Consider the following 24,839-nt stretch of genomic DNA (forward strand, 5'->3'; position numbering starts at 1 on the left):
GGTGCGGGGGCTGGTCGCACCGGCTCGGGACCCGGACGGACGCAGGTCCGGCCCCACTTACCAGGAAGTATGCCCGACGGTGCGTGGTCTCGAGTCGGGTTTGCGCGGCCGTCGTGTTCTGTGATCGAACGGTGTTGTGCGGCTGCGATGATCGATGCGGAGAGTTTGCCGACTAGTCGGATTCGCGGCGGGTGTAGCGGCGGATCCGGTACCGCAGCCCGGAGCTCGACTCGTGCCACGGCTCGTTCTCGTCGGCTGCCCATTCGGGACCGATCTGTGGGGCGTAGGCATCGCCCGCGACGGTGGTGTCCACCTCGGTGACAAGCAGGTCGGTCGCGAAATCCATAGCGGCGCGGTAGATCTCGCCGCCACCGGCGATCCACACGGTGTCCGGCCCGCTCAACGTGAGTGCCTCGTCGACCGACGCGGCGCGTTCGGCGCCCGCGGCCGACCAGTCCGGCTGCCTGGTCACCACGATGTTGCGGCGGCCGACCAGCGGGCGGAACTTCGGTGGTAGCGAGTCCCAGGTACGCCTGCCCATCACCACGGGATGTCCCATGGTGACCGCCTTGAAGTTCGCCATGTCCTCGCGCACGCGCCACGGGATGGTGTTCTCGAAACCGATCACCCCGTCGGGGGTCTGTGCCCAGATCAGCCCGATGGTGCGATTCACACGGCCACCGGTGCCTTGATAGCCGGATGATGTTGGTAGTCAACCACTTCCACGTCCTCGTAGACGTAGTCGAACAGCGACGTCGCGGGGCGCAGCTGCAACGTCGGGAACGGGAGCGGATCGCGGGTGAGCTGTTCACCGACCTGCTCGAGATGGTTGTCGTAGATGTGGCAGTCGCCGCCGGTCCAGATGAAATCGCCGAGTTCCAGTTCGGTCTGCTGCGCGACCATCTGGGTGAGTAGTGCGTAGCTGGCGATATTGAACGGCACGCCGAGGAAGAGGTCGGCGCTGCGCTGGTACAGCTGGCAGGACAGTTTTCCGTCGGCCACATAGAACTGGAAGAACGCGTGGCACGGGGCGAGTGCCATCTTGTCCAGCTCGGAAACATTCCAGGCGGACACCAGCATGCGCCGGGAGTCGGGGTTGGTGCGCAGCGTGTGCAGCACCTCGGAGATCTGGTCGATGTGCATGCCGTCCGGCGTCGGCCACGACCGCCATTGCACGCCGTAGACCGGGCCGAGTTCGCCGTCGGCGCCCGCCCATTCGTCCCAGATGGAGACGCCGTGGTCCTGCAGCCAGCGCACGTTGGAATCGCCGCGCAAGAACCAGAGCAACTCGTAGACGATCGACTTCAGATGCACCTTTTTCGTGGTGATCAGAGGGAAGCCTGCCGCGAGGTCATAGCGCAGCTGATGACCGAAGATGCTGCGCGTTCCGGTGCCGGTGCGGTCCGACTTCTTCGTGCCGGACTCCAGCACCAGCCGGAGCAGATCCTCGTACTGGGTATCGGTCGCCACGCCTGGCCACTCTAGTCTTCGCGCGGCCTGGCAAGCTCGCCGCATGCGCAAGCTCTATGTGATCGGCATCGGCGCGGGCGACCCGGACCAGGTGACGGTGCAGGCCATCAAGGCGATGCGGCAGGTCGAGGTGTTCTTCGTCATCGGCAAGGGCGCCGAGAAGCGGGAGCTGGTCGAGGTGCGGACCGCGATCCTGGCCGAGCACGTCGATCGGCCGTATCGGATCGTGGAGATCGCGGACCCGCCACGGGATCGGGCGCCCACCGACTATCAGGGCGTCGTCGAGGACTGGCACGAGCGGCGCTCCGCGGCGCTGGAAGCGGCTTTCGCGCAGGCCGACGGGGTCGGCGGCATTCTGGTGTGGGGCGATCCGTCGCTCTACGACAGCACCCTGCGGATGATCGAACGGGTGCTCGCGCGCGGGACGACGCAGTTCGATTACGCGGTGATCCCCGGCGTGACCAGCGTGCAAGCGCTGGCCGCGCGGCATCGGATCGTGCTGCATCGCATCGGCGAACCGGTGCACATCACCACCGGCAGGCGGCTGCGCGAGGAGGGGCTCGCCGATGCCGCGGTGGTGATGCTGGACGGCGACTGCTCATTCACGGAGGTCCCCGGCACGGATGTGCACATCTGGTGGGGCGCCTATCTCGGCATGCCGGACGAAACGCTGATCGAGGGCCCGCTGCGCGAAGTGGAGCAGCAGATCGTCGAACGCCGCGCCGGGCTGCGCGCCGAAAAAGGCTGGATCATGGACATCTACCTGCTCAGTCGGAGCTGACTGCCCTGCTCTTGTCGGTATCGGCCGGTAGCCTGAGCAGGTGCCCGAACTACCGGAAGTAGCGGCGCTGGCGCAGTTTCTGCGGGAACACGCGGTCGGCGCGGTGGTGGGGCGCGTGGACGTAGCGGCGTTGAGCGCCGTGAAGACCTTCGATCCGCCGGTGACCGCGCTGTCCGGCCGGGACGTGACCGGGGCCGGGCGCTGGGGAAAGTTTCTCGGAATGGACTGCGGCGGGTTGTGGCTGATCACGCACCTGTCCCGGGGTGGCTGGCTGCGCTGGATCGACGAGCCGAGCCAGACACCGCCGAAGCCGGGCGGCAAGAGCCCGCTGGCATTGCGGGTGCATTTCTTCACCCCGGAGGGTGCGACGCCCGCCTTCGATCTCACCGAGGCGGGCACCAAGAAGCGGCTCGCGGTCTACATCGTCGACGACCCGAAGCTGGTGCCCGGCATCGCGCGGCTCGGGCCGGACGCACTCGAGGTGACCGAGGCGGAGTTCATCGCGATCCTGGGCGGCACCTCGCAGCGGATCAAGACCGCGATCGTCGACCAGACGCTGCTGGCCGGCATCGGCAACGCCTACTCCGACGAAATCCTGCACACGGCGAAGATCTCCCCGTTCGCCAACACGAAAACCCTTGCCGCGAACAAAGGCCCCGAGCTGTACGCGGTCATGCGCAGTGTGCTCGCCGATGCCGTGCAGCGTTCGTCAGGTCAGGACGCCGCCCGGCTCAAGGGCGAAAAGCGTTCCGGCATGCAGGTACACGCACGCACCGGACTGCCGTGCCCGGTCTGCGGCGACACCGTGCGTGAGGTGTCCTACGCCGAGCGTTCCTTCCAGTACTGCCCGACCTGTCAGACCGGTGGCAAGATCCTGGCCGACCGGCGGATGTCGCGGCTGCTCAAGTAGGACTGCCGACGTCAGGTCATGGTCGGTACGCGGATACCTTGCCAAGCAAGACGTTTCGCCTTGTCCGGGTCGTGTTCCAGCCGGGTGGTGGCATCGATGATCAGGGTGCTGCGGCGGGATTCGGAGTAGGCGGGCCACGAGGGCAGCGGTGCGCCGGTGCGGGCGAATTCGAGCCAGTTGTCCTGGAATTGGCTGGTGACGGACTGCAGCCCGCGACGGCCGCCCGCGGCGGTGATGGCCCGGCCGAACGTCGAATCGCCGCCGCCGAAGACCGGAATGAGGTCGGCGGCGTGGGTGGCGCCGAGACCCGCGAGACGCATTGCACGCGGGGCGAAGTCGTAGCGGTAGGCGTAGGTGGGGGCGTGTCGGCTGTGCCCCGCCATGACGGTGACCGACGGGCGCCAGAAGACGAAGTCGCCACCGGCGCGCACGGCGGCCTTCGCGTCCGGATAGCCGGGATAGGCTGCGGCGATCCGGGATTCGGATTCGTCGTCGGATAGTGCGGCGCGCAGCCGGTCCGGCGTGGTCGGCAGCGAATCCGCGAACTTCGCGAACAGCGTGCCTTCGTCGCGGTTCGTGCCGATGATGAGCGGTACCCGGTGGGCGTTGCCGTCGGTGATCGCATCGATCGGGGCCTGCGGCAGCACGACACCGTCGACCACCGGGGAAATCGGGAACAGGCCGCGCCGTTCGCGCAGTACCCGGTTGCTGGTGCGGTCGACGGCGCGCCGAATGTCGTTGGCGCTCGCGGTGCGCAGTGCGTTCGCGGCCTGGTCCGGTGTGCTGCCGAGCGCCTCGACGCAGCGCCGGGCAAACAGGCGCGCATCGTCGGCGGTCATCGCCCAGTCCGCGGGTGGGCTTTGCGAAATAGCCTGGTGGAAAAGACCTTTCGCGGCGGGCGTGGCGAGCAGGCTGAGTACGGCGTGTGCGCCCGCTGATTCGCCGAAGATGGTGACGTTGCCGGGATCGCCGCCGAACGCGGCGATATTGGTGCGCACCCACTCTAGCGCGGCCACCTGATCGCGCAAACCCAGGTTCGACTCGAAAATATGTTCCGGCGTGGAGAATTCACCGAAATCGACATAGCCGAACGCGCCGAGCCGATAGTTCAGCGACACCAGCACCGCGTCCCCGCGTACCGCAAGGCGTGCGCCGGAGTACAGCCCGAGCGCCGACGTACCGGTGAGGTAGCCGCCGCCGTGGATGAACACCAGCACCGGGCGCGGCTTGTCCGACGGCGTCACCGGCGCGGTGACATTCAGTGTCAGCGAGTCCTCGTTGGTCGGCTGGTACTCGCGCGGGCCGATGCGTGCGCCCGCCCGATGCTGCATCGCGGCGAAACCGAACTCGGTGCTCTCCCGCACCCCGGCCCACGGCGTCACCGGTTGCGGTGCCCGAAAACGCAAGTCACCCACCGGCGCGGCCGCGTAGGGCAGGGACCGCCAGCGCGATACGCGGCGGCCGCGACGACCGCGAACGACTCCGTCGGCGGTTTGGATATCTGTCGATGCCACCATCCGCCAATGGTACTTACGCGCGCCGTGTCTCCAACAGGCGTAACCAGAACTCGCTCACCGCGGGAAACGCGGGTACCGCGTGCCACAGGGTTGCCAACGGCACCTTGCCGACCACCGCGATGGTGGCCGCGTGCAGCTGTTCGCCCGCCTCCGGGCCGACGAAGGTGGCGCCGAGCAACGTGTCGGTGGCGGTGTCGATGACCAGCTTCGCGTGGCCAGCGAAGTCATTGCGCGCCAACGAGGAACCGGCCACCGCGATGTCGAGCTCCACTGTTTCCACGGTATGGCCCGCGTCCCGGGCCGCCGCCTCGGTCAGTCCGACGGACGCGACCTCCGGCGCGGTGTACACCACCTGCGGGACCTGCCCGTGGTCCGCGCTTGCGGTGAACCTGGCATCGGTGAGTGGCCTGCCCTCCGCGCGGGCTGCGATCACGTCGCCGCACACCCTGGCCTGGTATTTGCCCATATGGGTAAGGGCGGCACGGTGATTCAGATCGCCGACGCAGTACAGCCAGTCGCCGTCCACGTCACGCGCGGTCAGCTGATCGTCGACCTGCACATAGCCGTCCTTCAGACCGACGGAGTCCAGGCCGAGGCCCGCGGTCGCCGGTGTGCGCCCGGCGGCCACGATGATCTCGTCGGCCTCGATCTCGGTGTCGCCCGCCGCGCTGCGCAGTTGCACGGTGACCGCGCCGCCGTGGATCCGTCCCTCGCCGGTGTCCTTGGCGTCGGGTCGGTGCACGCTTGTCGGTTCGGTGTTGAGCAGGACGTGCACGCCACTGCCCCGCAGCCCTGCGAGCACGCGTTCGCTCGCGAACGGTTCGGCGTTGGCGAGCACCGCTTTGCCGCGCACAATCATGCTGACGTCCGCGCCGAGCGTGGCCAACCAGGTCGCCGCCTCGCAGGCCACCACGCCGCCGCCGATGATCACCACGCGGCCGGGCACCTCGTGCAGGTTGGTGGCGTCGCGGGAAATCCACGGCAGCGCGTCGCGCAGGCCGGGCACGTCCGGGATGCTCGCCTTGGTGCCGGTGGCCAGCACCACCGCGTGCCTGGCGCGCAGCACCTGACCGTCGACCGCCACCTGACGCTCGCCGACGAGCCGCCCGGTACCGCGGACGACGTCGATGCGATGGTCGCGGGCCCATTTCACCTGCGACGCGTCGTCGTGGTTGCTGACGAAGTAGTCGCGTCGCCGCAGCACCGCCTCGACGTCGAGGCCGGTCGCGTTGAGTCCGTCCATCCCCTGCGCGGCGGCGAGCACGTGGCCGGGCCGCAGCAGCGCTTTGCTCGGAACGCAGGCCCAATAGGAGCATTCGCCGCCGACGAGTTCGCGTTCCACGATCACGGCGGTGCGTTCGCTCCCGGCGATGGCGTAGTCGGCGGCGTTCTCGCCGGCCGGGCCGCCACCGATCACGATGACGTCGTATTCGGTAGGTGAGCTCGGCATGGTGGTTATTGCAGGTAGCCCTCGACCTGACCGGCGGAGCTCGGTTCGGCGGTATCCGGCGACTGGCCCTGATCGATCCGCGCCCTGCGGTGCCGCAGCAGGTCCCAGGCCTGGTCCAGCATCACCTCGAGCTCGGCGAGCTGCTGGCGTTCGGCCTTGGGGTCGAGCTCGCCTTTGGCGGCCTGCGCGCGCAGCTCGTGCTCCTGGTCGACCAGTGCCTTGATGCGGGCCAACACGTCCTGTTCGGTCATGGCGACCATGCTACGGCCGCGCGAGGCACGCGGCGGCGATCGGCACCGCCGTGGCCAGGTCGGGCCAGGACAGCGCGGTGTAACCGAGCGTGACGCCGAAATGCCTGCGCTGCGGGCCGAGGTGGTAGCGGGCGAGCGGGTCGAGCGCTACGCCCTGGGCGCGGGCCGCGTCGACGCTGCGTTGCTCCGCTTCGGCCGAGGCGAGCGGCACCACCACGTGTGAGCCCGCGTCGTCGCCGAGTACGTCGAGCCCGCGGCGGCGCAGCTCGGTCACCATGAGTGCCCGGCGCGGCGGTAACTCGCGGCGCAGTCGGCGCAGGTGCCTGGCCAGGTCGCCGTGCGCGGCGAAGGAAACGAACACCTGTTGGCCCGCCGGGCTGGGACTGGTCCCGGTCCGTAGCCGATGCGCGACGACCGCGTCGGCGATCTCCGGCGCGGCGACCAGCCAGCCGACGCCGAGGCTCGGCGAGAGGATCTTGCTGGTGGTGCCGAGATGCACGACCACGTCCGGCGCCATCGCGGCCAGCAACGGCAACGGCGCTGTGTCGTAACGCAATTCGCCGTCGTAGTCGTCCTCGATGATCAGCAGTCCGGCGCGCCGGGCGTGCTCGACGAGCGCGACCCGGCGCGCGGCGGGCAACCGGGCGCCGAGCGGAAACTGGTGTGCCGGTGTGCAGAACACGGCCTTGATGTGCGGTGGCAGCAGGTCGACGCGCAGGCCGTGCGCGTCGACCTGTACAGGCAGCACCCGGACACCGGCCGCCGCGAAAGCCCCTGCGGCACGCTGATATCCGGGGTCCTCGATGGCGACGGCGTCGCCGGGGGACAGCAGTGCAGCGGCGAGTTCGCCTATGGCGGAACTGGTTCCGGCCGTAGCGAGGACCGTGGTTTCACTGCCCGCGCCGAGACCGCGATGCCGGAGCAGGTGTTCGATGATCGCCGCCCGGAACTCCGGCTCGCCCGCGCGGTCTCGGCGCACCAGCGGGGACAGGTCGGCGGCGGCCCGCCAGGCGCGCCGCCAGGCGGGCCGGTCGATCGCGTCGACACACGGCGCGCCGGGCTGCAGGTCCAGCAGTGCCGGACCGGCGCCCGTGCCGTGCGGGTGCAGCGTGCGCAGTGGCGCGGCGGGCGGTGTGGTCGTCAAGTAGGTACCCGAACCGCGTTTGCCGCTGATCCAGCCCTCGGCGTGCAGCTGATCGAAGGCGGCGGCCACCACGGTGCGGCTCACGCCGAGCCGCTCGGCGAGGGAGCGCGACGACGGCAACCGGTCGCCGCCGCGCAGCAGCCCATTGCTTGCCGCCGCCCGTAAACCGTCGGCGACCTGCACCGACAGCGGCTCGGGCAGCTCGCGGTCGAGGAGGAGGGGTAGTTCATCGAGCAACGGTCACCTCGCGAATGGACTGTACGAATTTCCTTGAATTGGCACTTTCATAATGCCACTCGCGACCCGATCCTGGTCATATGACCCAATCGGCCGACCCCAGGACCCCGCTCTCGCCGACCCCGCGCAGCACACTGACGCGGTCGAAGGAACGAGCGCGCACTGAGCGCGCGGACCTGGACGCGGTCCTCGACGCAGGCCTGGTCTGCCACCTCGGCGTGCTGCTCGGCGGCGCGCCGGTCGTGCTGCCGACCATCTACGGACGCGACGGCGACACCCTCTACGTGCACGGTTCGACCGGCGCTGGCAATCTGCGCGCCGCGCTGGCCGGGGACATCTCGGTCGCGGTCACTCTGGTCGACGGCGTCGTCTATGCCCGCTCGGCGTTCCACTTCTCGATGAACTTCCGCTCGGCAGTGGTGCACGGCCGAGCGGTGGAGGTCACCGACCCCGCGGAGCGGCTGCACGCGCTCGAGGTGATCACCGAGCATGCCGCGCCGGGTGCCTGGTCGCGGGTGCGGTCGCCGAACAAGAAGGAGTTGGCCGCCACCATCGTGCTCGCGCTCGACCTGACCGAGGCCTCGGTGAAGGTCAGGGATGGCGGTCCCAAGGACGATCCGGCGGACATCGAGCACGGGGGTGTGTGGGCGGGTGTGCTGCCGATGCGCCAGGTGTGGGGCGAGCCGATCGATTCGGCGGACCTCGAGCCGGGGCTCGCGGTACCGAACGACGTGCTCGCGCGGACGGCGCCCAGCCGCATCCCGGTGCAGTGAGTTCGACACGGAATCTGGTTACCCGGGTGTAGCCGGATAGGTGCTGGTCGGCTATCGGCACGAGATCGGCAAGGGGCGTGCGGAGACGTAAGACGGTGCGGTCAAGGTTCGGGCGCAACGGAATTCGGCCGGTTCTTTGTGCATCCGACGGGGCTGAGTCTTGGGCGCATGCACTAAATATGTTGGCCGGAACTGCCTATTGTGCGGAACGGTTTGTTTATGCAAACAATGTGCGGGTGACTGCTGCCTCCGATCCTGCTCCGCTGGCCGACTTCTCCGACTATGTGCGGGAATCGTTGCCGGAGGTCGCCCGCGACATCCTGGCCGGGGTGTTCGGTGAGGTGCCCTCGTATCGGGAGCTGTCCGCCGACAAGGGCGGCCGGGACCTACCGCTGGCCGCCGAGGCGAATCTGCGGTTGTTCCTGCGGTCGCTGGCCGAGGGCCGGGCGCCGCGGGCGGACGAGTTGACCGAACTGATCGACATCGCCGTCCGGCGAGCCAGGGCCGGGATCCCGCTCGACACCGTGCTTTCGGTCTATCACCACGGCGCGATCGCCGCGTGGAACTCGGTGTCCGCGCAGGCGACGACACCCGAACAGCGCGAACAGCTCTTGGCGGCAGTGCCTTACGTGCTCGGCTATCTCGGGGCGGTGACACCCGGCGTCGCGGGTGCGTACCTGCGCGAGCGCCAGGATCTGCACTGGGAACAGCGCGAGGCCAAACGCGCGGTGGCGCAGGCGCTGGTGCGCGGCACGCCCGTGGATCTGCTTGCCGAGCGGTTCGGGATCTCGCTGGAGGGCGGGTTCGACGTGCTCGTTTTCCGGGTGGCCGAGGCGGATTCGGCGGGTGGAAATCGTCCGGTGCTGCGGATTGTGCAGACCGAGATCGATGCGGTGTCCAGCCGGGTGCTGAGCACGGTCGAGCGCGGCGGTGGGGTGTTGCTCGTGCCGGGTGGAGAGGGTGAATTCGGCACTGCCCTGGACGTTTTCGTCAGCCGGGTCGCGCAGGGTACCGGTGTGCGGACGGTCGCCGGATTCGCGACGGCGGCCGGTGTGGCCGACGTGCCCGCGGCGGCCGAGGAAGCGGGTGAAATCGCCAGGCTCGCTTATCAACTCCGTCGTCCGACGGCGGTGTATCGGATGGCCGATTTGGCGCTGCAATACCAACTCGCGCGGCCAGGTCCCGCGCGCACCTGGTTGCTCACGTTGTTGAACCCGCTGCGGGACCAGCCGCACCTGCTGGAGGCGCTGCGGGCGCTCATCGACAACGACTACAACCGGCAGCAGGCTGCCGCTGCCCTTGTCGTGCACCGCAATACGCTCAACTACCGGCTCAACCGGATCGGCAAGGTGACCGGTTACGATCCCAACCGGCCGGACCATGCCCAGCTCTTTGCGGCCGCCCTCACGGCCAGCGATATCGACGCGATGGAGTAACGGTGTGATGTCACCAAGCACGAACGCGAAGGTCGGCGTTCAGTAGGGTCTGCTGCGCTAAACCTGTTAGTTCGGTGGGGGATTCGATCCGCTTCGGGTCGAGGCTGACCAGGGACAGGATGTAGTCGTCGGCGATACGGCACAGGTAGCCGGACAGACGGGTCCTTGGGAGCTGTGCGACGGTGATGCCGGGATGAATGGCGCGAGCGGCGACGCCGAGGCAGCGGTGCGGCCCCAGGGTGCGCAGGGCGGCGGGCAGGGTTCCGATGTTGGAGCACAGGATGTCTCGTTCACCGGCGCCTTTGGACAACGCGTAGGCCCAGCGGTCCGGGATCACCTGGAGCAGTTCCTCGGGCATGCCGCCAGGGCTGGACATGCGGCGTTCGTAAGCGGCGCGTGACTTCTCGCGGATCGTCGAGGGGGTGTCGGTGCGGTCGATGGTGATGTCGGTCATCGCGAGATCGTTGTCGACGCGGGGTTCGTCGCGAGTGTCGACCGGCAGGCTGGCGTCGATCGCGTCGGGCTGGAAACCGCTGGACCACAGCATATTTGCTATCAGTGAGATGAACAGGCTGTTGGCGGTGCCGTCTTGTGTGGCAGCCACGCGGTCCCAATCGGCCACGGTGCATTGGAGTATCGCGCCGTGCGTCTGCACCGGAGCCGGCGCATCGGTGCGGTCGCGACCCGTCGCTTGGTGCGGTTGGTCGGGAATCCCACGGCGCAACGCCTTTGCGGTACCGCGCAATACGATCGACCACTGCCTGCTCGCGTCAGCCCAGTCCGATTCGGGTGTGGTCGAAGCTGAGCGGGATGTGGTGTCGCGATGTGCTGAGTTTTCCCGGGCTGTGCTCGGTGCCGTGGCATCGGCGGTCAAGGATGTACCGCCGAGTGCGTCATCCGCCGCAAGTACTAATGCCCGCCCATCTGCTAGAGCATGCGAACAGGTAAGGGAGACAAGGAAACCGCCATCGTCCAGCGCGATGGCGGCCAGTCGCCAACCGGGACCGAACTCAGGGTCGAGGTCGGTGCCTTGTGCATCGGCCCATGCCATGAGTGCTGTAGTGGCGATCGGCTGATCGGTGAATGAGAGCGGATAAGCGCGGGTGTTGCGCTGCCACGAACGTCTGGAGCCCGGCACCCGTGGTCGAATTACCCGCCGCCCCAACGGCCCGGTGCTCAGTGCCGTGTGTACCTCGTGCAGTAGCGCCGGGTCGATGCGGTCGGCCGTACGCCACAAACCTTGCAGCGCAATGGGAGTGCCGAGGCCACGGTGGGTACGCAGGAAGATCTCGTCGACGACGCTCAACCGGCCCATCGGGCGCACGACTACCCCTCGCTCTCGACTACGCTCGGTTGCGCTGCGCCCGTGGTTGTTTCATCGAGCGCACGCACGACTCGGTACCATCGTGCCCCATGGCCCGCCGTGTCGTCGGCTCGCCCGGTCACGCCCGCGCGCCGTGCCGACCCGCACCGGAGGCGAAGCGCTGGGCTCCGTCGAGTGCACCGTTGGTCAGTGCGGTCATGCCGTGCCGGAGTTCGTTGCGCAGCGCGGTCTCCTCGTCCATGCCGTCCTGTTCCAGCAGCGACATGCGGTCCGAGCGCAGACACGCTTGCGGCAGCGCGGCCAGTTCGGCGGCGAGTTGTTCTGCGGCACTGCGAGCTTCGCCGGTCGGAACGACGCGGTTCGCCAGGCCGATCTGCAGCGCCTCGGCGGCGTCGACGGGACGGCCGGTGAGTACCAGGTCCATGGCGCGGCTGCTGCCGATGAGCCGAGGCAGGCGCAACGTGCCGCCGTCGATGAGCGGCACGCCCCAGCGGCGGCAGAACACGCCGAAGACGCTGTCCTGCTCGGCAACTCGCAGATCACACCACAGCGCGAGCTCGAGCCCGCCCGCGACCGCGTACCCGGAGACCGCCGCGATCACCGGCTTGGACAGCCGCATCCTGGTGGGCCCCATCGGGCCGTCGCCCTCCTCGGTGACCACGTTGGACCGCTCGGTGCCGAGGCCCTTGAGGTCGGCGCCCGCGCAGAAGGTGCCGCCGTCACCCCAGAGCACGGCCACCGCCGCGTCGGGATCGGCATCGAACTCACGGAAGGCGTCGGCCAACGCGGCCGCGGTCGGCCCGTCTACCGCGTTGCGTGCTTCGGGCCGGTGCAGGATCACGGTGGTCACCGGTCCATTGCGCTCGATTCGTACACTCATGACTCCACCTTCACTGGTCCACTCTGACACGACCCGACCATACGCCGTAAAACCCCCCTTGTGGCAAGAAATGAATTCATGATTCACTTCTTGTATGGCCTACCGCAGAACCCCCGCCGTGCAGGCCCGCCTGGACGCGCAGGCGGGGCTGATCGTGCAGGCCGCGACCAAGGTGCTGTCCAGCGCCGGCTACGCCGGGCTCTCCATGGCGGCCGTCGCGGCCGAGGCCGGCGTGGCCACCGGAACCGTCTACAAGAACTTCGCGGGTAAGGCAGAACTGGTCAGCGCGGTATTCCGCAAAGTGGTTGCCTGGGAGGTGGCCGCGGTGGTCGCCGCGAGCGCCGACGGCACCGCGATCGAGCGGGTGACCGCCGCGGTGGAGACCTTCGCCGGACGCGCGCTGAAGAATCCGAAACTCGCCTACGTGCTGCTCGTCGAGCCCGTCGATACCGTGGTCGACGCGGAGCGGCTGCACTTCCGCCGCGCCTTCGCCGAGGCCTTCGAATCGGCTGTCGTGGAGGGTGTTTCGCGCGGTGAGCTGCCCGCGCAGGATCCGCGGACCAGTGCGGCCGCGCTGGTCGGCGCGATCGGCGAGGTGCTTGTCGGCCCGCTCGCCGCGGCGCCGCATGGGGAATCCGTTATCCCAGAACTCATTACCTTCGCATTGCGCGCACTCGGAGTGCGCGCGGAGTCGAGCGCAGTCGCTCGCCAGGAGTCAGGAGTGTCCGATGCAGACGCATGAAGTCTTCAACCAGGTACCCGATATCGCACCGTTCGATGTCTCGCGGAATCCGGCGCTGATCGAGGGTCTGCACCGCGAGGGCGCGGGCTGGGCCGAGGCCGAGGTGCGCGAACTCGGCGTGCTGGCAGGCGGATCCGAGGCGCAGGAGTGGGGACGTCTCGCCAACGAGCACCCGCCGGTGCTGCACACGCACGACCGTTACGGCAACCGGATCGACGAGGTGGAATTCCACCCGCACTGGCACGACCTGATGAATGTCGCTGTGTCGCACGGCCTGCACGGTTCGCCGTGGCTGGACGACCGGCCGGGCACGCACGTCGCGCGCGCGGCGAAGTTCTTCACCTGGGGCGCCGCCGAGGCCGGGCACATGTGTCCCATCTCGATGACCTACGCCGTGGTGCCCGCGTTGCGGCACAACAAGGAACTGTCGGCGAAATACGAACCGCTGCTGGGTTCCCGGGTCTACGACTTCGGCCTGCGCGAGCCCTCGTCGAAGGCCGGGCTGATCGCGGGCATGTCGATGACCGAGAAGCAGGGCGGCTCCGACGTCCGCGCCAACACCACGACGGCGACACCGCAACCCGACGGCTCGTACCGGATCGTCGGGCACAAGTGGTTCACCTCGGCCCCGATGTCGGACATGTTTCTGACGCTGGCCCAGGCGCCCGGCGGCCTGTCCTGCTTCCTGCTCACCAGGGTGCTGCCGGACGGAACGCGCAATCCCATTCGCATCCAACGGCTCAAGGACAAGCTCGGCAACAAGTCCAACGCGTCCTCGGAGATCGAATACGAGAACGCCACCGGCTGGCTGGTCGGCGCGGAGGGCGCCGGAGTGAAGACCATCATCGAGATGGTGAACATGACCAGGCTGGACTGCGTGATCGGCTCGGCGACCAACATGCGGACCGGCGTGGTGTTCGCCGCGCATCACGCGCGGTATCGAGAAGCGTTCGGGGCCAAGCTGATCGATCAACCCGCCATGCAGAATGTGCTGGCGGACTTGGTGATCGAGTCCGACGCGGCCACCACGGTGATGATGCGGCTGGCCGGCGCCACCGACCGCGCGGGCAGCGACCCGGCCGAGGCGGCGCTGCGCCGCATCGCGTTGGCGGTCACCAAGTATTGGGTGTGCAAGCGGGCGCCGTCGCATGCGGCCGAGGCGCTGGAATGCCTCGGCGGCAACGGTTATGCCGAGGAGTCGGGCATGCCGCGGCTCTATCGGGAGGCGCCGCTGATGTCCATCTGGGAGGGTTCCGGCAATGTCGCGGCGCTGGACGCGTTGCGCGCCATGGGGCGTCAGCCGGAGACCGTCGAGGCGTACTTCAACGAGGTCTCGCTGGCCCGCGGCGAGAATCCGCGGCTCGACGACGCCATCACGCGGGTCGGCAAGGAACTGTCCGACCTCAGCGACATCGAGTTCCGGGCCCGTCGCATCGTCGAGCTCATGGCCCTGGTGCTACAGGGTGCGCAGCTGGTCCGGCACGGTCACCCGGCGGTTGCCGACGCCTTCTGCGCCACCAGGCTCGGCGACGATTGGGGCATCGCCTTCGGCACTCTGCCGACCGGTGTGAACACCGGAGCCATCCTGGAACGGGCACTGGTGTGAGTGTGCCTCGACAGTCGGAATAGCTTGGGCGGCAGTATTTCTGGTTGAAATGTTGGCGCGGTTGTCGGTCTTTGTCGTGGGTACAGCGTCGTACCCGGGCGGCATTGGCGGTCGAAAGCTGTTCTCTGCGAGTGCATTAGATGTCAGCACTGCGGGATCTGCCGTAGATCAACGCGATTGAGATTCGGCATGCGTCTGCGTACAAACTGTTCACCTCACTCTGACGGCAATTGATTCGAAAGATATTCGCGCATAACATTTTACGGGCCGGAATTCAGTGATAGCTCGAAGATTACCAGCCTATTCTCAGCTTTCCCCAGTACTCGTCTCCAGTCGAGTTGCCCGCCCGTATGTGGTTCTACTTGGTCATGAAACCCACACATAAACGGGCGGGACGAAATACCGCCTTTGCGATAATTGCTGTCGGGGCAATGATCTTCGCGTCCGGCCCTGGTGCCAGCGGAGCGCCACCGGCCAGTCCATCAGCACCGGCGGGTTCCGACCTTTCGGCCGTGCCGAAAGAAGTAACTACGGATCAGCAAGGCGCCGTTCAGCAGGTGGTCCCCAAGGAGCCGATCAAGGCGCCCGCGGGAACGGCCGCCGAAGCTCCGGCCGCGGCGGAAGCGCACGCGAACGGTGTGCAGAAGGCGCTCGGCGGAAATGGCGAAACCGCAGGCAATCTGGTCGTGGAGTCAGTGTTCCAAGTTGGTGAGGGATCCACGGTCCGACTGCGTCAGGAAATCGACAAGGTACAGGTATTCGGCGCCTCGGCGGCACAGTCGCTGACGGCCGACGGCTCGCTCATCTCGGTGACCGGCTCGTTGTCGAAGAAGTCACAGGGCAAGTTCGCGACGACCCAGCCGTCCGCCCAGATCCAGCAGGCGGCACTGAAAAAGGTTGCCGAGCAGAGCGAGACGGCCCTCGACAAGCTGTCCGTGAGCGACACGAAGGCCTACTGGTACGACGCGAAACTGGCCGCCAAGGATGAGGCACAGAGCACGGCGGTGCCCGCGTTCAAGGTCGACATCACCGGTGCGACCGCCGAGAAGAAGGGCGAGCCTTCGACCTGGGTCGTCTTCGTCGACGCGAACAACACCGGCAAGGTGCTCGACAGCTGGAGTGAGACCAAGAACCTCAACCGGGTCGTGTGCGACAACGCCAACCGGCGGATCGACCCCAACAACGCCGGGTGTGGCACCGGCAGCATCCGTTCCACCAGGTCGGAAGGCCAGCCCGCCAGCGGAATCGCCGATGTCGACAAGATCTACGACTACTTCGGCAAGACCGAGCAGTTCTACGCGCAGTACACCAAGGTGGCCAACCTGACCAACCTGATCGGGTCGGACACCGGTGACGGCAAAGGTAAAGCGCTGCGCGGCACCGTCCGTCTGTGCACCACCACCGAATGCCCGTACCGGAACGCCTTCTGGTCCGGCAGCTACATGGCCTACGGTTCGGGTCTGACCACCGAGGACATCACCGCACACGAGCTGACCCACGGCGTCACCCAGCACACCAACGGTCTGGTCTACCGCAATGAGCCGGGCGCGATCAACGAGTCCATGTCGGACGTCTTCGGCGAGCTCACCTTCCTGGTGGACACCGCCAACCCGTGCAACACTGCCGCCAATCGGTGGAAGCTCGGCGTGTGCAGCTCCATCGGCGTGATCCGGGATATGAAGAACCCGAAGGCATACCAGGATCCCGACACCTACAAGGGCCAGTACTGGTACGCCGGTAGCGGCGACAGTGGCGGCGTCCACACCAACAGCGGAGTGGGCAACCGGACCGCCTCGATCATCACCGACGGTGGCACCCTCAACGGCGTGACCGTCACCGGGCTCGGCATCCCGAAGACCGCCGCGCTGTACTGGACCACGCAGACCCTGCTGTCGTCCAATTCCAACTACGGCGCATTGTCCACCGCGCTGAAGAACGCATGCAACACCAATGTCCGTAATAACACTGCGGGGACAACGGCCGCTGATTGTGTCCAGGTGGCCAACGCCACCAAGGCCACCAAGCTGCCGCAGCTGGCGACTCGCGACTAACAATCGCTATCGGTAACACCGAACGTCTCACCGCGCTCGACACGAGCTCGGTGAGATGTTCTTTTGTGTGCTAGACCGCGATTGTTTCCAGCACTCGCTCGACCAGTGCCGTGTCGCAGTGTTCGATGACTTCCGTCAATTGCCCGTCGGTTACTCGGAAGAGGAAGCAGTAGGTTTGGTCGTAACGGTCGCCGCGAATTGTGCGGCCGTATCCGCGGGCTTGGACCACGACACGGTCATCCGCCGCGATGACGAAGTCGGCGGCGACTCGATATTCGGTGAACTGGGCCATCAGCGGACGCAGAAGTTCTTTCAGCACAACAACTTTCGGCGCCCAGGTGCCGCTCCACGACCAGTCGCCCGGAAACACCCAGCGGAACTCGTCCGCCATCGCGTCGCTCAGCGCGCTGGTGTTGCCCGCGGCCATCTGCTCGAAGATGTGCTCCAGCAGTTTCTTGTTCTCGATCGCACTCACCCGATCGACGGTAAGAGTGCCGTATCGGTGCGACAAGCGAGAATCTCGCATGCTCGGCATGCGTGATCGGCATGGATGTGGCGGTCATCGAGGCCGCCGACGAGGTGATCCGGCAGTACAGTAACGCGGTGGACAGGGCGTACGCCGAGACTTCGTTGAGCGCGCTGGTCCGACGGGTGCGCGAGCACGCGGACGGCGGCGGCCGATATCTGCTCGGCATCGTCGGACCGCCCGGCGCGGGGAAGTCCACCCTGTCGGTCCGGCTTCGCAATGCGCTCAACGCCGAGTCGCCGATCGCCCAGATCGCGCCGATGGACGGCTACCACCTCGGCAACGACGTGCTGCGCGCCGCGGGAAACCTTGCGCGCAAAGGCGAACCGGATACTTTCGACACCGCGGCCTTCCTCGACAACCTCCGCAGACTCCGGGATACCCCGATCGGTGAACCGGTGCCGTGGCCGACCTTCGACCGCGCCATCGACGCTCCGGTCCCCGCGGGCGTCGTCTTCGATCAGCAGCGGATAGTGCTCACCGAGGGCAACTACCTGCTGCTCGACGATGTCGGCGACCGGGAATGGTCAGCGGTGCGCAAGCTGCTGGACGAGTGCTGGTACCTCGACGCGCCGCGTCGGCTGCTCGAGGATCGATTGCTGCGCCGCCACATTCGCGGCGGCCGCACGCCCGCGGCCGCCAGCACCAAAGTGCGCGAAAGCGACCTGCTGAACGCCGATCTGATCGGCACCACAAAGACGCGAGCCGATCTGGTGCTACGCCAGCGTGGCCGCCGCTACGACGTCGTCGTACGGCCCTGAGTACCGCTACTTCTTGGCGCGGTACCAGCGGATCAGCGCATCGGTGGACGAGTCTCCTTGCGGCTCAGGCTCTTCCGCGGAGGTTAGCAGTGGTGCGAGCGCCAGCGCCTGCTGCTTGCCGAGCTCGACACCCCACTGATCGAAGCTGTCGACACCCCAGATGGTGCCTTCGACGAACACCTGATGCTCATAGAGCGCGATCAACTGGCCCACGACCGACGGCGTGAGCTGTGGCGCGAGGATGGTGGTACTCGGCCGGTTGCCCGGCATCACCTTGTGCGGCACCACCTTCGGGTCGGTGCCTTCCGCGGCGATCTCCTCCGCCGTCTTGCCGAACGCGAGCACCTTGGTCTGCGCGAACAGGTTGCTCATCAGCAGGTCGTGCATGCTGCCGGTGCCGTCACGGGTCGGCAGGTCGTCGGTGGGGCGGGCGAAGCCGATGAAGTCCGCCGGGATGAGCCGGGTGCCCTGATGCAGCAGTTGGTAGAAGGCGTGCTGGCCGTTGGTTCCCGGTTCGCCCCAGAAGATTTCGCCGGTGGAGGTGGTGACCGGGCTGCCGTCGGCGCGCACCGACTTACCGTTGGACTCCATGGTGAGCTGCTGCAGATAGGCGGGGAAGCGGGCCAGATCGTTCGAATACGGCAGCACCGCACGGGATTCCGCGCCGAAGAAGTTCGAATACCAGACGCCCAGCAAACCGAGCAGCACCGGCGCGTTCGCCTCCAGCGGCGCGTTCGCGAAATGCTCGTCCACGGCATGCATTCCGGCGAGGAACTCGGCGAAGCGCGCCTTGCCGATGGCCGCCATCACCGAAAGGCCGATCGCGGAATCTACCGAGTAGCGCCCGCCCACCCAGTCCCAGAAGCCGAACATGTTGGCGGTATCGATGCCGAACTCGGCCACCTTCTCCGCGTTGGTCGAGACGGCGACGAAATGCTTGGCGACGGCGCCCTCGCCGAGCGCGGCGACCAGCCAGCGCCGGGCGGCGGTCGCGTTGGTCAGCGTCTCCAGGGTGGAGAAGGTTTTCGAGGCAACGATGAACAACGTTGTCGCAGGGTCGAGTCCGTCGAGTTCGGCCACCAAATCGGCCGGATCGACATTGGAGACGAACCGCGCGCCGATGCCCGCGTCGGCGTAGTGCCGCAACGCCTGGTACACCATCACCGGCCCGAGGTCGGACCCGCCGATGCCGATATTGACCACGGTGCTGATGCGTTCGCCGGTGGCGCCGCGCCAGTCACCGGAGCGCAGCGCGTCGGTGAACTCGCCCATCCGCCGCAGCACCTCGTGCACCTCGGCGCCCGCGTCGACACCATCCACGGTGAGCGCCTGGCCCTCGGGCAGCCGCAACGCGATATGCGCGACCGCGCGATCCTCCGAGGTGTTGATGTGCTCGCCCCGGTACATCGCGTCCCTGCGCTCGGCGACCTTGGCCTCGCGCGCCAATTCGACCAGCAGGTGCAGCGTTTCCCGCGAGACCCGATGCTTGCTGAAGTCGATGTGCAGGTCCGCTACGTCGATGGTCAGCGCACGGCCACGCGACGGGTCGTCGGCGAAGAGCTCCCGCAGGTGCCGCCCCGCGATCCCGTCGAAGTGTTCGTGCAGTTTCCGCCAGGCCGCCGTGGCGGTGATGTCGCTGCTCACGTTCGCCGAGGTTACTCACCGTCCCACGGCCGCGCACGGCAAACACCCCGCCGGACCCGGTGAGATCCGCTGCGGCGCGGCCTACGCTGGCCTCATGGTGTCCGAACGCGAAGTTCTCGAATCCGTCCCGACGCAACTATGGATCGGTGGGCCGGTGGCCGCCACCGGCGGTGGCACCTTTCCGGTGCACAATCCGGCCACCGGGGAGGTGCTGACGCAGGTCGCCGACGCGACACCCGAAGACGCGGTGCGCGCGCTCGACGCGGCCGTCGCGGTGCAGGCCGACTGGGCCGCGCGGCCGTCGCGGGAACGCGGCGAGATCCTGCGCGCCGTCTTCGAGCAGATCACCGCGCGCGCCGAGGAATTCGCGCTGCTGATGACCCTGGAAATGGGCAAGGCGCTGCCGGAGAGCCGCAACGAGGTGAAGTACGGCGCGGAGTTCTTCCGGTGGTTCAGCGAGGAAGCTGTCCGGGTGCACGGGCGCTACCTGCACGCGCCGTCGGGCACCGGCCGGATCATGGTGCACAAGCAGCCGGTCGGGCCGTGCCTGGCGATCACGCCGTGGAACTTCCCGCTGGCCATGGGCACCCGCAAGATCGGCCCCGCGCTCGCGGCCGGCTGCACGATGATCGTCAAGCCCGCCTCGGCGACGCCGCTGACCATGCTGTTGCTCGCCAAGTTGTGCAGCGAGGCCGGGCTGCCCGACGGCGTGCTGTCGGTGATCACGTCGAGCCATTCCGGCGCGGTGACCCAGCCGCTGCTCGACGATCCCCGGCTGCGCAAGCTCACCTTCACCGGCTCCACCGAAGTGGGCAAGAAGCTGGTGGAGAAGTCGGCGAGCGGGCTGCTGCGCACGTCGATGGAACTCGGCGGCAACGCGCCGTTCGTGGTGTTCGACGACGCGGACATCGACGCGGCCGTGCAGGGCGCGATGCTGGCGAAGCTGCGCAACGGCGGCGAGGCGTGCACCGCGGCCAACCGGTTCCACGTGCAGAACGGGGTGCTGGAGGAGTTCACCAGCAAGTTCGTCGAGGCGATGTCGAGCAGCGTGGTCCTCGGTCCCGGCACGGATCCGGCCACCACCCTCGGCCCGCTGATCAACGAGGAGCAGCTCAACACGGTCAGCGAGCTGGTCGAGGACGCCGTCACGGCGGGCGCCCAGGTGCGGCTCGGCGGCAAGGCGCCCGGCGGTCCCGGCTGGTTCTACCCGGCCACCATCCTCAGCGATATCCCGGCGCGGGCCAGGATCCTGCGCGAGGAGGTGTTCGGCCCGGTCGCGCCGATCGTCGGCTTCGCCACCGAGGAAGAGGGCATCGCCGCGGCGAACGACACCGAGTTCGGTCTGGTCAGTTACGTCTACACCCGCGACTTGGACCGTGCGCTGCGTGTGGCCGAGGGGCTGGAGTCCGGCATGGTCGGCGTCAACCGCGGCGTAATCTCCGACCCCGCAGCACCTTTCGGCGGTGTCAAGGCGTCGGGCTTCGGCCGCGAGGGCGGCACCGAGGGCATCGAGGAATACCTCTCCACCAAGTACATCGCGCTCAGCTGAGCCGAGGCAGAGACGAAACGACCGCCCCGGGGTGATGAACACCCGGGGCGGCCTTGGGGATGCGGTTGTCGTGCTTTTTGCCGCATGGATCTAGGGCCGCGTGCAGCGGCCGACAGGGGAGGGCGGTCAGTGACCGAGGCGGCCGCGGCCGAGGCGCAGCAGCAGCATGGCGAGCGTGTGGCCTTCCTGGCCGAGTTCGCTGAATCGCTCCAGCACCTTCATTTCACGGTTGTGTACGAGGCGCGGCCCGCCAGAGGCCATCCGGGTGCGACCGATGATCCGGGAGATCTCCGTGCGACGCTTGATGGCGGCGAGGATCTCGGCATCGAGGTGATCGATCTCCTTGCGGAGCTTGTCGATCTCCGCGTCGCTCTGCGGCAACGCCGAATCGGACCCGGTCGTTGTGGCGGGGGTGCTCATCATTCATCTCCTCGTGTCAGAACCTGGATCGGCGGGTGAGCCCGGCTCGTTACCGATCGGTTCTTTCACCGTGAAACAGACCTGGTAGGGCCATCGAATTGTCCCCCAGGATGTGCGCTCAGATACAGGTGCCGCGATCACGATATCCGGTCGGTAACCGAAACGGATGTATCGCGCGGGCACTCATCATGTCGCCAGTCTGCCACGGGCCGGTAGGTATGCAAAACATTTCGTTTTGTGAATCTGCTGAGAAGCGGGACACGGAATGGCGCGCGGCGCCTGCCTGGGGAGTTCACCCTCCGTTCGCCGGGGTGGTACCGATCCAGGGGCGCTTGCCAGCCGCGAATGCGCGAGGCCGCACACTGGGATGACCCGGGACTTCAACTCTGTCGGTGTCCGCCGGTAGCGTGGATGGGCGATGGACATCACGGTGGCTCCCAAGACGCAGGCCGGTCGCGCACTGCAGCCGGATTCGACACAAAAACCGCAGGTCACCGGTGGTAACGCCGACGCAGCGGTCCGGCAGCTCGAGGAGGTGCGTGCGGTGCGGGAAACGCAGCGGGCCGCTGTCCCCGAACCACCGCCGTCGGCCCCCGAATTGGAACAGCGGCGTGTCGAACGGGAGCGTCGGCGTGCCGCGGAGGCCGAGCAGCTACTCGACGGCCTGAATCCGCAGCAGCGGGCCGCCGTGGTGCACAGTGGCGCACCCCTGCTGATCGTGGCGGGTGCCGGTTCCGGTAAGACCGCCGTGCTCACCAGGCGTATCGCCTACCTCCTTGCCGCCCGTGGCGTGACGCCGGGCCAGGTGCTCGCGATCACCTTCACCAACAAGGCTGCTGCGGAGATGCGGGAGCGGGTGATCGGCCTGGTCGGTCCGCGGGCGAACAACATGTGGGTGTCTACGTTCCACTCCAGTTGTGTTCGCATCCTGCGCATGCAAGCGGCCCTGCTGCCCGGCCTGAATTCGAATTTCTCCATCTACGATGCCGATGATTCGCGGCGACTGCTCACCATGGTCAGTCGCGACTTCGACATCGACACGAAGAAATACACGGCCCGGCTGCTGTCGACCGCCATCTCGAATCTGAAGAACGAGCTGATCGGACCGCAACAGGCGGTCGCGGATGCCGAGTCCGACGAAACCGAACTGCCCGCCTTGGTCGCCCGCGTCTACGTTGAATATCAACGGCGGCTGCGCGCGGCGAACGCGCTGGATTTCGACGATCTGATCGGTGAGACGGTGGCGCTGTTGCAGCACCATCCGCAGGTCGCGGAGTACTACCGGCGCCGGTTCCGGCACGTGCTGGTCGACGAGTACCAGGACACCAACCACGCTCAGTACGTTCTGGTGCGCGAGCTGGTCGGTCACCATCGCACGGAGACCAGCGAGGATCAGGCGCCGCCGAGCGAGCTGTGTGTGGTCGGCGACGCGGATCAGTCCATCTACGCCTTCCGCGGCGCGACCATCCGCAATATCGAGGAGTTCGAGCGCGACTTCCCGGACGCGGAAACCATTCTGCTGGAACAGAACTACCGCTCCACCCAGCACATTCTGTCCGCCGCGAACGCGGTGATTTCGCGCAACGAGAACCGGCGCGACAAGAAGCTGTGGACCGATTCCGGCGAGGGCGACCTGATCACCGGGTATGTAGCCGACAACGAGCACGACGAGGCCGCGTTCGTCGCGCGCGAGATCGACAAGCTGGTCGATCAGGGCGAGGCCAACTACGGCGACGTCGCGGTGTTCTACCGGACCAACAACAACTCCCGTGCGCTGGAAGAGATCTTCATCCGAATGGGGTTGCCGTACAAGGTGGTCGGCGGCGTCCGGTTCTACGAGCGCAAGGAGGTGCGCGACATCGTCGCCTACCTGCGGGTGCTGGAGAATCCGGAGGACGCGGTGAGCGTGCGCCGGATCCTGAACACCCCGCGGCGTGGCATCGGTGATCGGGCCGAGGCGTGCGTTGCGGTGCACGCCGATCAGCGTGGCATCGGCTTCGCCGCGGCGCTGCGGGACGCGGCCGACGGCAAGGTCGCGCTGCTGAACACCAGGGCGCAGCGGGCGATCGCCGGATTCCTCGACCTGCTGGAGGAGATCAGGGCGGCGGGCGTACAGGAGAACCTCGACTTCCCCGACGTCGGCAATGTCGTCGACGCGGTGCTGGAGCGCACCGGTTACCGGGCCGAGCTGGAATCGTCCGACGATCCGCAGGACGGCGCCCGGCTGGACAACCTCAACGAACTGGTCAGCGTCGCACGGGAATTCAGCTCCGAGGCGCACAACAACGCGGAGGCGGCCCGGGAAGAGGGACTGGTGCCGGAGGCGGCCGAGGGTGAACCGGATCCGGGTTCGCTCGCCGCATTCCTGGAGCGGGTCTCGCTGGTGGCCGACACCGACCAGATCCCGGACGAGGGCACCGGGGTGGTCACGATGATGACCCTGCACACCGCCAAGGGCCTGGAATTCCCGGTCGTCTTCGTGACCGGCTGGGAGGACGGCCAATTCCCGCACATGCGGGCGCTCGGCGATCCGACCGAGCTGGCCGAGGAACGCCGACTCGCCTACGTCGGCATCACCCGGGCCAGGAAGCGGCTGTACCTGACCCGAGCGGTGGTGCGCTCCGGCTGGGGTCAGCCCGTCTCCAATCCGGAATCGCGCTTCCTACAAGAGATTCCGGATCACCTGATCGACTGGCGGCGGCTCGAGCCGACCGGTTCCGCGGCCACCCGCGGCATCCGCCGGCGCGGTGACGACGACCGAATGGAACGTGACTGGACCCGCGGCGACGGCTGGTCCGAGCAACAGCGCCCCGGTGTACGCGGCGGCGACCGCAGCTCACGTCGCCCCGCCCCCGGCGGCGCCGCCCGCAACAACGCCAATCTCGTTCTCGCCGTAGGCGACCGAGTCAGCGACGACAAGTACGGACTCGGCAAGGTAGTCGCCGCCGAGGGCTTCGGCCCCCTGGCGACAGTCACCATCGACTTCGGCACCGCAGGCAAGATCCGCCTCATCCCCCAGTACAGCCGGACACTGGTGAAGCTGTGACCCGGTAAGCATTTCGAGTCGAGTCATATGGTCGTTAAACGATCTTCAACAGCGACCATATGACTCGGCTTGATGACGCCAACGACCCTTTGGCTCGGCTCGATGACGCCAACGACCGTTCGGCTCGGCTCGGCGGCACCCGACGACCCTTTGGCTTGGCTTGGCTCGAGGACGCCAGCGACCCGTTGGCTCGGCTCGACGGCACCGACGACCACACTCGGCTCGGTTTCCCCAGCCTCTTTCAACCGGGCCACAGCCAGTCCTCACGCTGGAACTCGAGCGTTGCCCATCACAGGCTGCGGAAGAGAAAGCCGGGGACCC

Annotated in this window: 22 protein-coding genes and 1 pseudogene; 12 read left to right on the forward strand and 11 right to left on the reverse strand. The window is 67.4% G+C overall.

Annotation, left to right across the window (positions count from 1 at the left end; all coding sequences use genetic code 11):
* Window positions 1-172: 172 nt before the first annotated feature.
* Window positions 173-673: a dihydrofolate reductase gene (locus ABZ942_RS24915; protein ID WP_357385804.1), complete on the reverse strand. Its 501-nt coding sequence runs from the start codon at window positions 671-673 to the stop codon at window positions 173-175.
* Window positions 670-1,470, reverse strand: a complete 801-nt coding sequence (locus ABZ942_RS24920; RefSeq protein WP_357385806.1) for a thymidylate synthase — start codon at window positions 1,468-1,470, stop codon at window positions 670-672. The genes ABZ942_RS24915 and ABZ942_RS24920 overlap by 4 nt, the downstream gene beginning before the upstream one ends.
* A gap of 43 nt (window positions 1,471-1,513) precedes the next feature.
* Between ABZ942_RS24920 and cobF the strand changes: the two genes are divergently transcribed.
* Window positions 1,514-2,251: a precorrin-6A synthase (deacetylating) gene (cobF, locus tag ABZ942_RS24925; RefSeq protein ID WP_357385808.1), complete on the forward strand. Its 738-nt coding sequence runs from the start codon at window positions 1,514-1,516 to the stop codon at window positions 2,249-2,251.
* Window positions 2,252-2,291: 40 nt separating this feature from the next.
* On the forward strand, window positions 2,292-3,161 hold the full coding sequence (locus tag ABZ942_RS24930) for a DNA-formamidopyrimidine glycosylase family protein (RefSeq protein WP_357385810.1): 870 nt from the start codon (window positions 2,292-2,294) through the stop codon (window positions 3,159-3,161).
* An 11-nt stretch (window positions 3,162-3,172) separates the two neighbouring features.
* On the opposite strand, the gene ABZ942_RS24935 is transcribed toward ABZ942_RS24930, so the two are convergent.
* Genes ABZ942_RS24935 through ABZ942_RS24950 form a run of 4 tightly spaced genes read right to left on the reverse strand, consistent with a single transcriptional unit; the run spans window position 3,173 to window position 7,760 of the window.
* Window positions 3,173-4,678, reverse strand: a complete 1,506-nt coding sequence (locus tag ABZ942_RS24935; protein WP_357385812.1) for a carboxylesterase/lipase family protein — start codon at window positions 4,676-4,678, stop codon at window positions 3,173-3,175.
* A 13-nt stretch (window positions 4,679-4,691) separates the two neighbouring features.
* Window positions 4,692-6,128: an NAD(P)/FAD-dependent oxidoreductase gene (locus ABZ942_RS24940; protein WP_357385814.1), complete on the reverse strand. Its 1,437-nt coding sequence runs from the start codon at window positions 6,126-6,128 to the stop codon at window positions 4,692-4,694.
* A gap of 5 nt (window positions 6,129-6,133) precedes the next feature.
* Window positions 6,134-6,379, reverse strand: coding sequence for a DUF2630 family protein (locus tag ABZ942_RS24945; protein ID WP_357385816.1), 246 nt, complete (start codon window positions 6,377-6,379; stop codon window positions 6,134-6,136).
* 10 nt (window positions 6,380-6,389) lie between these two features.
* A complete protein-coding gene (locus ABZ942_RS24950; RefSeq protein WP_357385818.1) occupies window positions 6,390-7,760 on the reverse strand; it encodes a PLP-dependent aminotransferase family protein in 1,371 nt (456 codons plus the stop codon).
* An 80-nt stretch (window positions 7,761-7,840) separates the two neighbouring features.
* On the opposite strand from ABZ942_RS24950, the gene ABZ942_RS24955 reads away from it, so the two are divergent.
* Together ABZ942_RS24955 and ABZ942_RS24960 are read left to right on the forward strand one after the other, a co-directional pair.
* The gene (locus tag ABZ942_RS24955) at window positions 7,841-8,533 is read left to right on the forward strand and encodes a pyridoxamine 5'-phosphate oxidase family protein (RefSeq protein WP_357385820.1); all 693 of its coding nucleotides are present in this window, start codon (window positions 7,841-7,843) and stop codon (window positions 8,531-8,533) included.
* Window positions 8,534-8,769: 236 nt separating this feature from the next.
* Entirely contained in the window at window positions 8,770-9,969 is a 1,200-nt protein-coding gene (locus ABZ942_RS24960; protein ID WP_357385822.1) for a helix-turn-helix domain-containing protein, read from the forward strand.
* 10 nt (window positions 9,970-9,979) lie between these two features.
* Here the strand turns inward: ABZ942_RS24960 and ABZ942_RS24965 are convergent, their stop codons facing one another.
* Together ABZ942_RS24965 and ABZ942_RS24970 are read right to left on the reverse strand one after the other, a co-directional pair.
* Window positions 9,980-11,284: a hypothetical protein gene (locus tag ABZ942_RS24965; protein ID WP_357385916.1), complete on the reverse strand. Its 1,305-nt coding sequence runs from the start codon at window positions 11,282-11,284 to the stop codon at window positions 9,980-9,982.
* Window positions 11,285-11,411: 127 nt separating this feature from the next.
* Window positions 11,412-12,173 (reverse strand): crotonase/enoyl-CoA hydratase family protein, encoded by a 762-nt coding sequence (locus ABZ942_RS24970; RefSeq protein WP_357385824.1) that lies wholly within the window; start codon window positions 12,171-12,173, stop codon window positions 11,412-11,414.
* Window positions 12,174-12,267: 94 nt separating this feature from the next.
* Between ABZ942_RS24970 and ABZ942_RS24975 the strand changes: the two genes are divergently transcribed.
* From ABZ942_RS24975 to ABZ942_RS24990, 4 genes and pseudogenes are all read left to right on the forward strand, one after another.
* Window positions 12,268-12,915: a TetR/AcrR family transcriptional regulator gene (locus ABZ942_RS24975; RefSeq protein WP_357385826.1), complete on the forward strand. Its 648-nt coding sequence runs from the start codon at window positions 12,268-12,270 to the stop codon at window positions 12,913-12,915.
* Complete coding sequence (locus ABZ942_RS24980) at window positions 12,902-14,521, forward strand: acyl-CoA dehydrogenase family protein (RefSeq protein WP_357385827.1); 1,620 nt, start codon at window positions 12,902-12,904, stop codon at window positions 14,519-14,521. Before ABZ942_RS24975 ends, ABZ942_RS24980 begins: the two co-directional genes overlap by 14 nt.
* Window positions 14,522-14,952: 431 nt before the next feature.
* Window positions 14,953-15,333, forward strand: a pseudogene (locus ABZ942_RS24985) (hypothetical protein); the annotation flags it as partial.
* A 291-nt stretch (window positions 15,334-15,624) separates the two neighbouring features.
* On the forward strand, window positions 15,625-16,572 hold the full coding sequence (locus ABZ942_RS24990) for a M4 family metallopeptidase (protein ID WP_357385918.1): 948 nt from the start codon (window positions 15,625-15,627) through the stop codon (window positions 16,570-16,572).
* Between the two features lie 70 nt (window positions 16,573-16,642).
* Here the strand turns inward: ABZ942_RS24990 and ABZ942_RS24995 are convergent, their stop codons facing one another.
* A complete protein-coding gene (locus ABZ942_RS24995; protein ID WP_357385829.1) occupies window positions 16,643-17,047 on the reverse strand; it encodes a nuclear transport factor 2 family protein in 405 nt (134 codons plus the stop codon).
* Window positions 17,048-17,118: 71 nt separating this feature from the next.
* Between ABZ942_RS24995 and ABZ942_RS25000 the strand changes: the two genes are divergently transcribed.
* Window positions 17,119-17,859 (forward strand): nucleoside/nucleotide kinase family protein, encoded by a 741-nt coding sequence (locus ABZ942_RS25000; protein WP_357385920.1) that lies wholly within the window; start codon window positions 17,119-17,121, stop codon window positions 17,857-17,859.
* 6 nt (window positions 17,860-17,865) lie between these two features.
* On the opposite strand, the gene pgi is transcribed toward ABZ942_RS25000, so the two are convergent.
* Window positions 17,866-19,503, reverse strand: coding sequence for a glucose-6-phosphate isomerase (gene pgi, locus ABZ942_RS25005; protein WP_357385831.1), 1,638 nt, complete (start codon window positions 19,501-19,503; stop codon window positions 17,866-17,868).
* Window positions 19,504-19,597: 94 nt separating this feature from the next.
* On the opposite strand from pgi, the gene ABZ942_RS25010 reads away from it, so the two are divergent.
* Entirely contained in the window at window positions 19,598-21,052 is a 1,455-nt protein-coding gene (locus ABZ942_RS25010) for an NAD-dependent succinate-semialdehyde dehydrogenase (protein ID WP_357385922.1), read from the forward strand.
* A gap of 126 nt (window positions 21,053-21,178) precedes the next feature.
* Here the strand turns inward: ABZ942_RS25010 and ABZ942_RS25015 are convergent, their stop codons facing one another.
* Window positions 21,179-21,472, reverse strand: coding sequence for a chorismate mutase (locus ABZ942_RS25015; protein WP_218471746.1), 294 nt, complete (start codon window positions 21,470-21,472; stop codon window positions 21,179-21,181).
* Between the two features lie 418 nt (window positions 21,473-21,890).
* Here ABZ942_RS25015 and pcrA point away from each other — a divergent pair, with 418 nt between their 5' ends.
* Both pcrA and ABZ942_RS25025 read left to right on the forward strand, forming a co-directional pair.
* On the forward strand, window positions 21,891-24,518 hold the full coding sequence (gene pcrA, locus ABZ942_RS25020) for a DNA helicase PcrA (protein WP_357385833.1): 2,628 nt from the start codon (window positions 21,891-21,893) through the stop codon (window positions 24,516-24,518).
* 59 nt (window positions 24,519-24,577) lie between these two features.
* Window positions 24,578-24,839: hypothetical protein (locus ABZ942_RS25025; RefSeq protein WP_357385835.1), on the forward strand; the 262-nt coding region annotated here is incomplete at its 3' end.

The sequence above is a fragment of the Nocardia sp. NPDC046473 genome (assembly GCF_040645995.1).
Taxonomy (GTDB): Bacteria; Actinomycetota; Actinomycetes; order Mycobacteriales; family Mycobacteriaceae; genus Nocardia.

Excerpts from the sequence above, each read along its gene's own strand:
- ABZ942_RS24970 (WP_357385824.1), bottom strand. The coding sequence starts at position 12,173 with ATGAGTGTACGAATCGAGCGCAATGGACCGGTGACCACCGTGATCCTG.
- cobF (WP_357385808.1), top strand. The coding sequence starts at position 1,514 with ATGCGCAAGCTCTATGTGATCGGCATCGGCGCGGGCGACCCGGACCAG.
- ABZ942_RS24945 (WP_357385816.1), bottom strand. The coding sequence starts at position 6,379 with ATGACCGAACAGGACGTGTTGGCCCGCATCAAGGCACTGGTCGACCAG.
- ABZ942_RS24980 (WP_357385827.1), top strand. The coding sequence starts at position 12,902 with ATGCAGACGCATGAAGTCTTCAACCAGGTACCCGATATCGCACCGTTC.
- ABZ942_RS24940 (WP_357385814.1), bottom strand. The coding sequence starts at position 6,128 with ATGCCGAGCTCACCTACCGAATACGACGTCATCGTGATCGGTGGCGGC.
- ABZ942_RS24935 (WP_357385812.1), bottom strand. The coding sequence starts at position 4,678 with ATGGTGGCATCGACAGATATCCAAACCGCCGACGGAGTCGTTCGCGGT.
- ABZ942_RS24965 (WP_357385916.1), bottom strand. The coding sequence starts at position 11,284 with ATGGGCCGGTTGAGCGTCGTCGACGAGATCTTCCTGCGTACCCACCGT.
- ABZ942_RS24955 (WP_357385820.1), top strand. The coding sequence starts at position 7,841 with ATGACCCAATCGGCCGACCCCAGGACCCCGCTCTCGCCGACCCCGCGC.
- ABZ942_RS25015 (WP_218471746.1), bottom strand. The coding sequence starts at position 21,472 with ATGAGCACCCCCGCCACAACGACCGGGTCCGATTCGGCGTTGCCGCAG.
- ABZ942_RS24975 (WP_357385826.1), top strand. The coding sequence starts at position 12,268 with ATGGCCTACCGCAGAACCCCCGCCGTGCAGGCCCGCCTGGACGCGCAG.
- pcrA (WP_357385833.1), top strand. The coding sequence starts at position 21,891 with ATGGACATCACGGTGGCTCCCAAGACGCAGGCCGGTCGCGCACTGCAG.
- ABZ942_RS25000 (WP_357385920.1), top strand. The coding sequence starts at position 17,119 with ATGGATGTGGCGGTCATCGAGGCCGCCGACGAGGTGATCCGGCAGTAC.
- ABZ942_RS25010 (WP_357385922.1), top strand. The coding sequence starts at position 19,598 with ATGGTGTCCGAACGCGAAGTTCTCGAATCCGTCCCGACGCAACTATGG.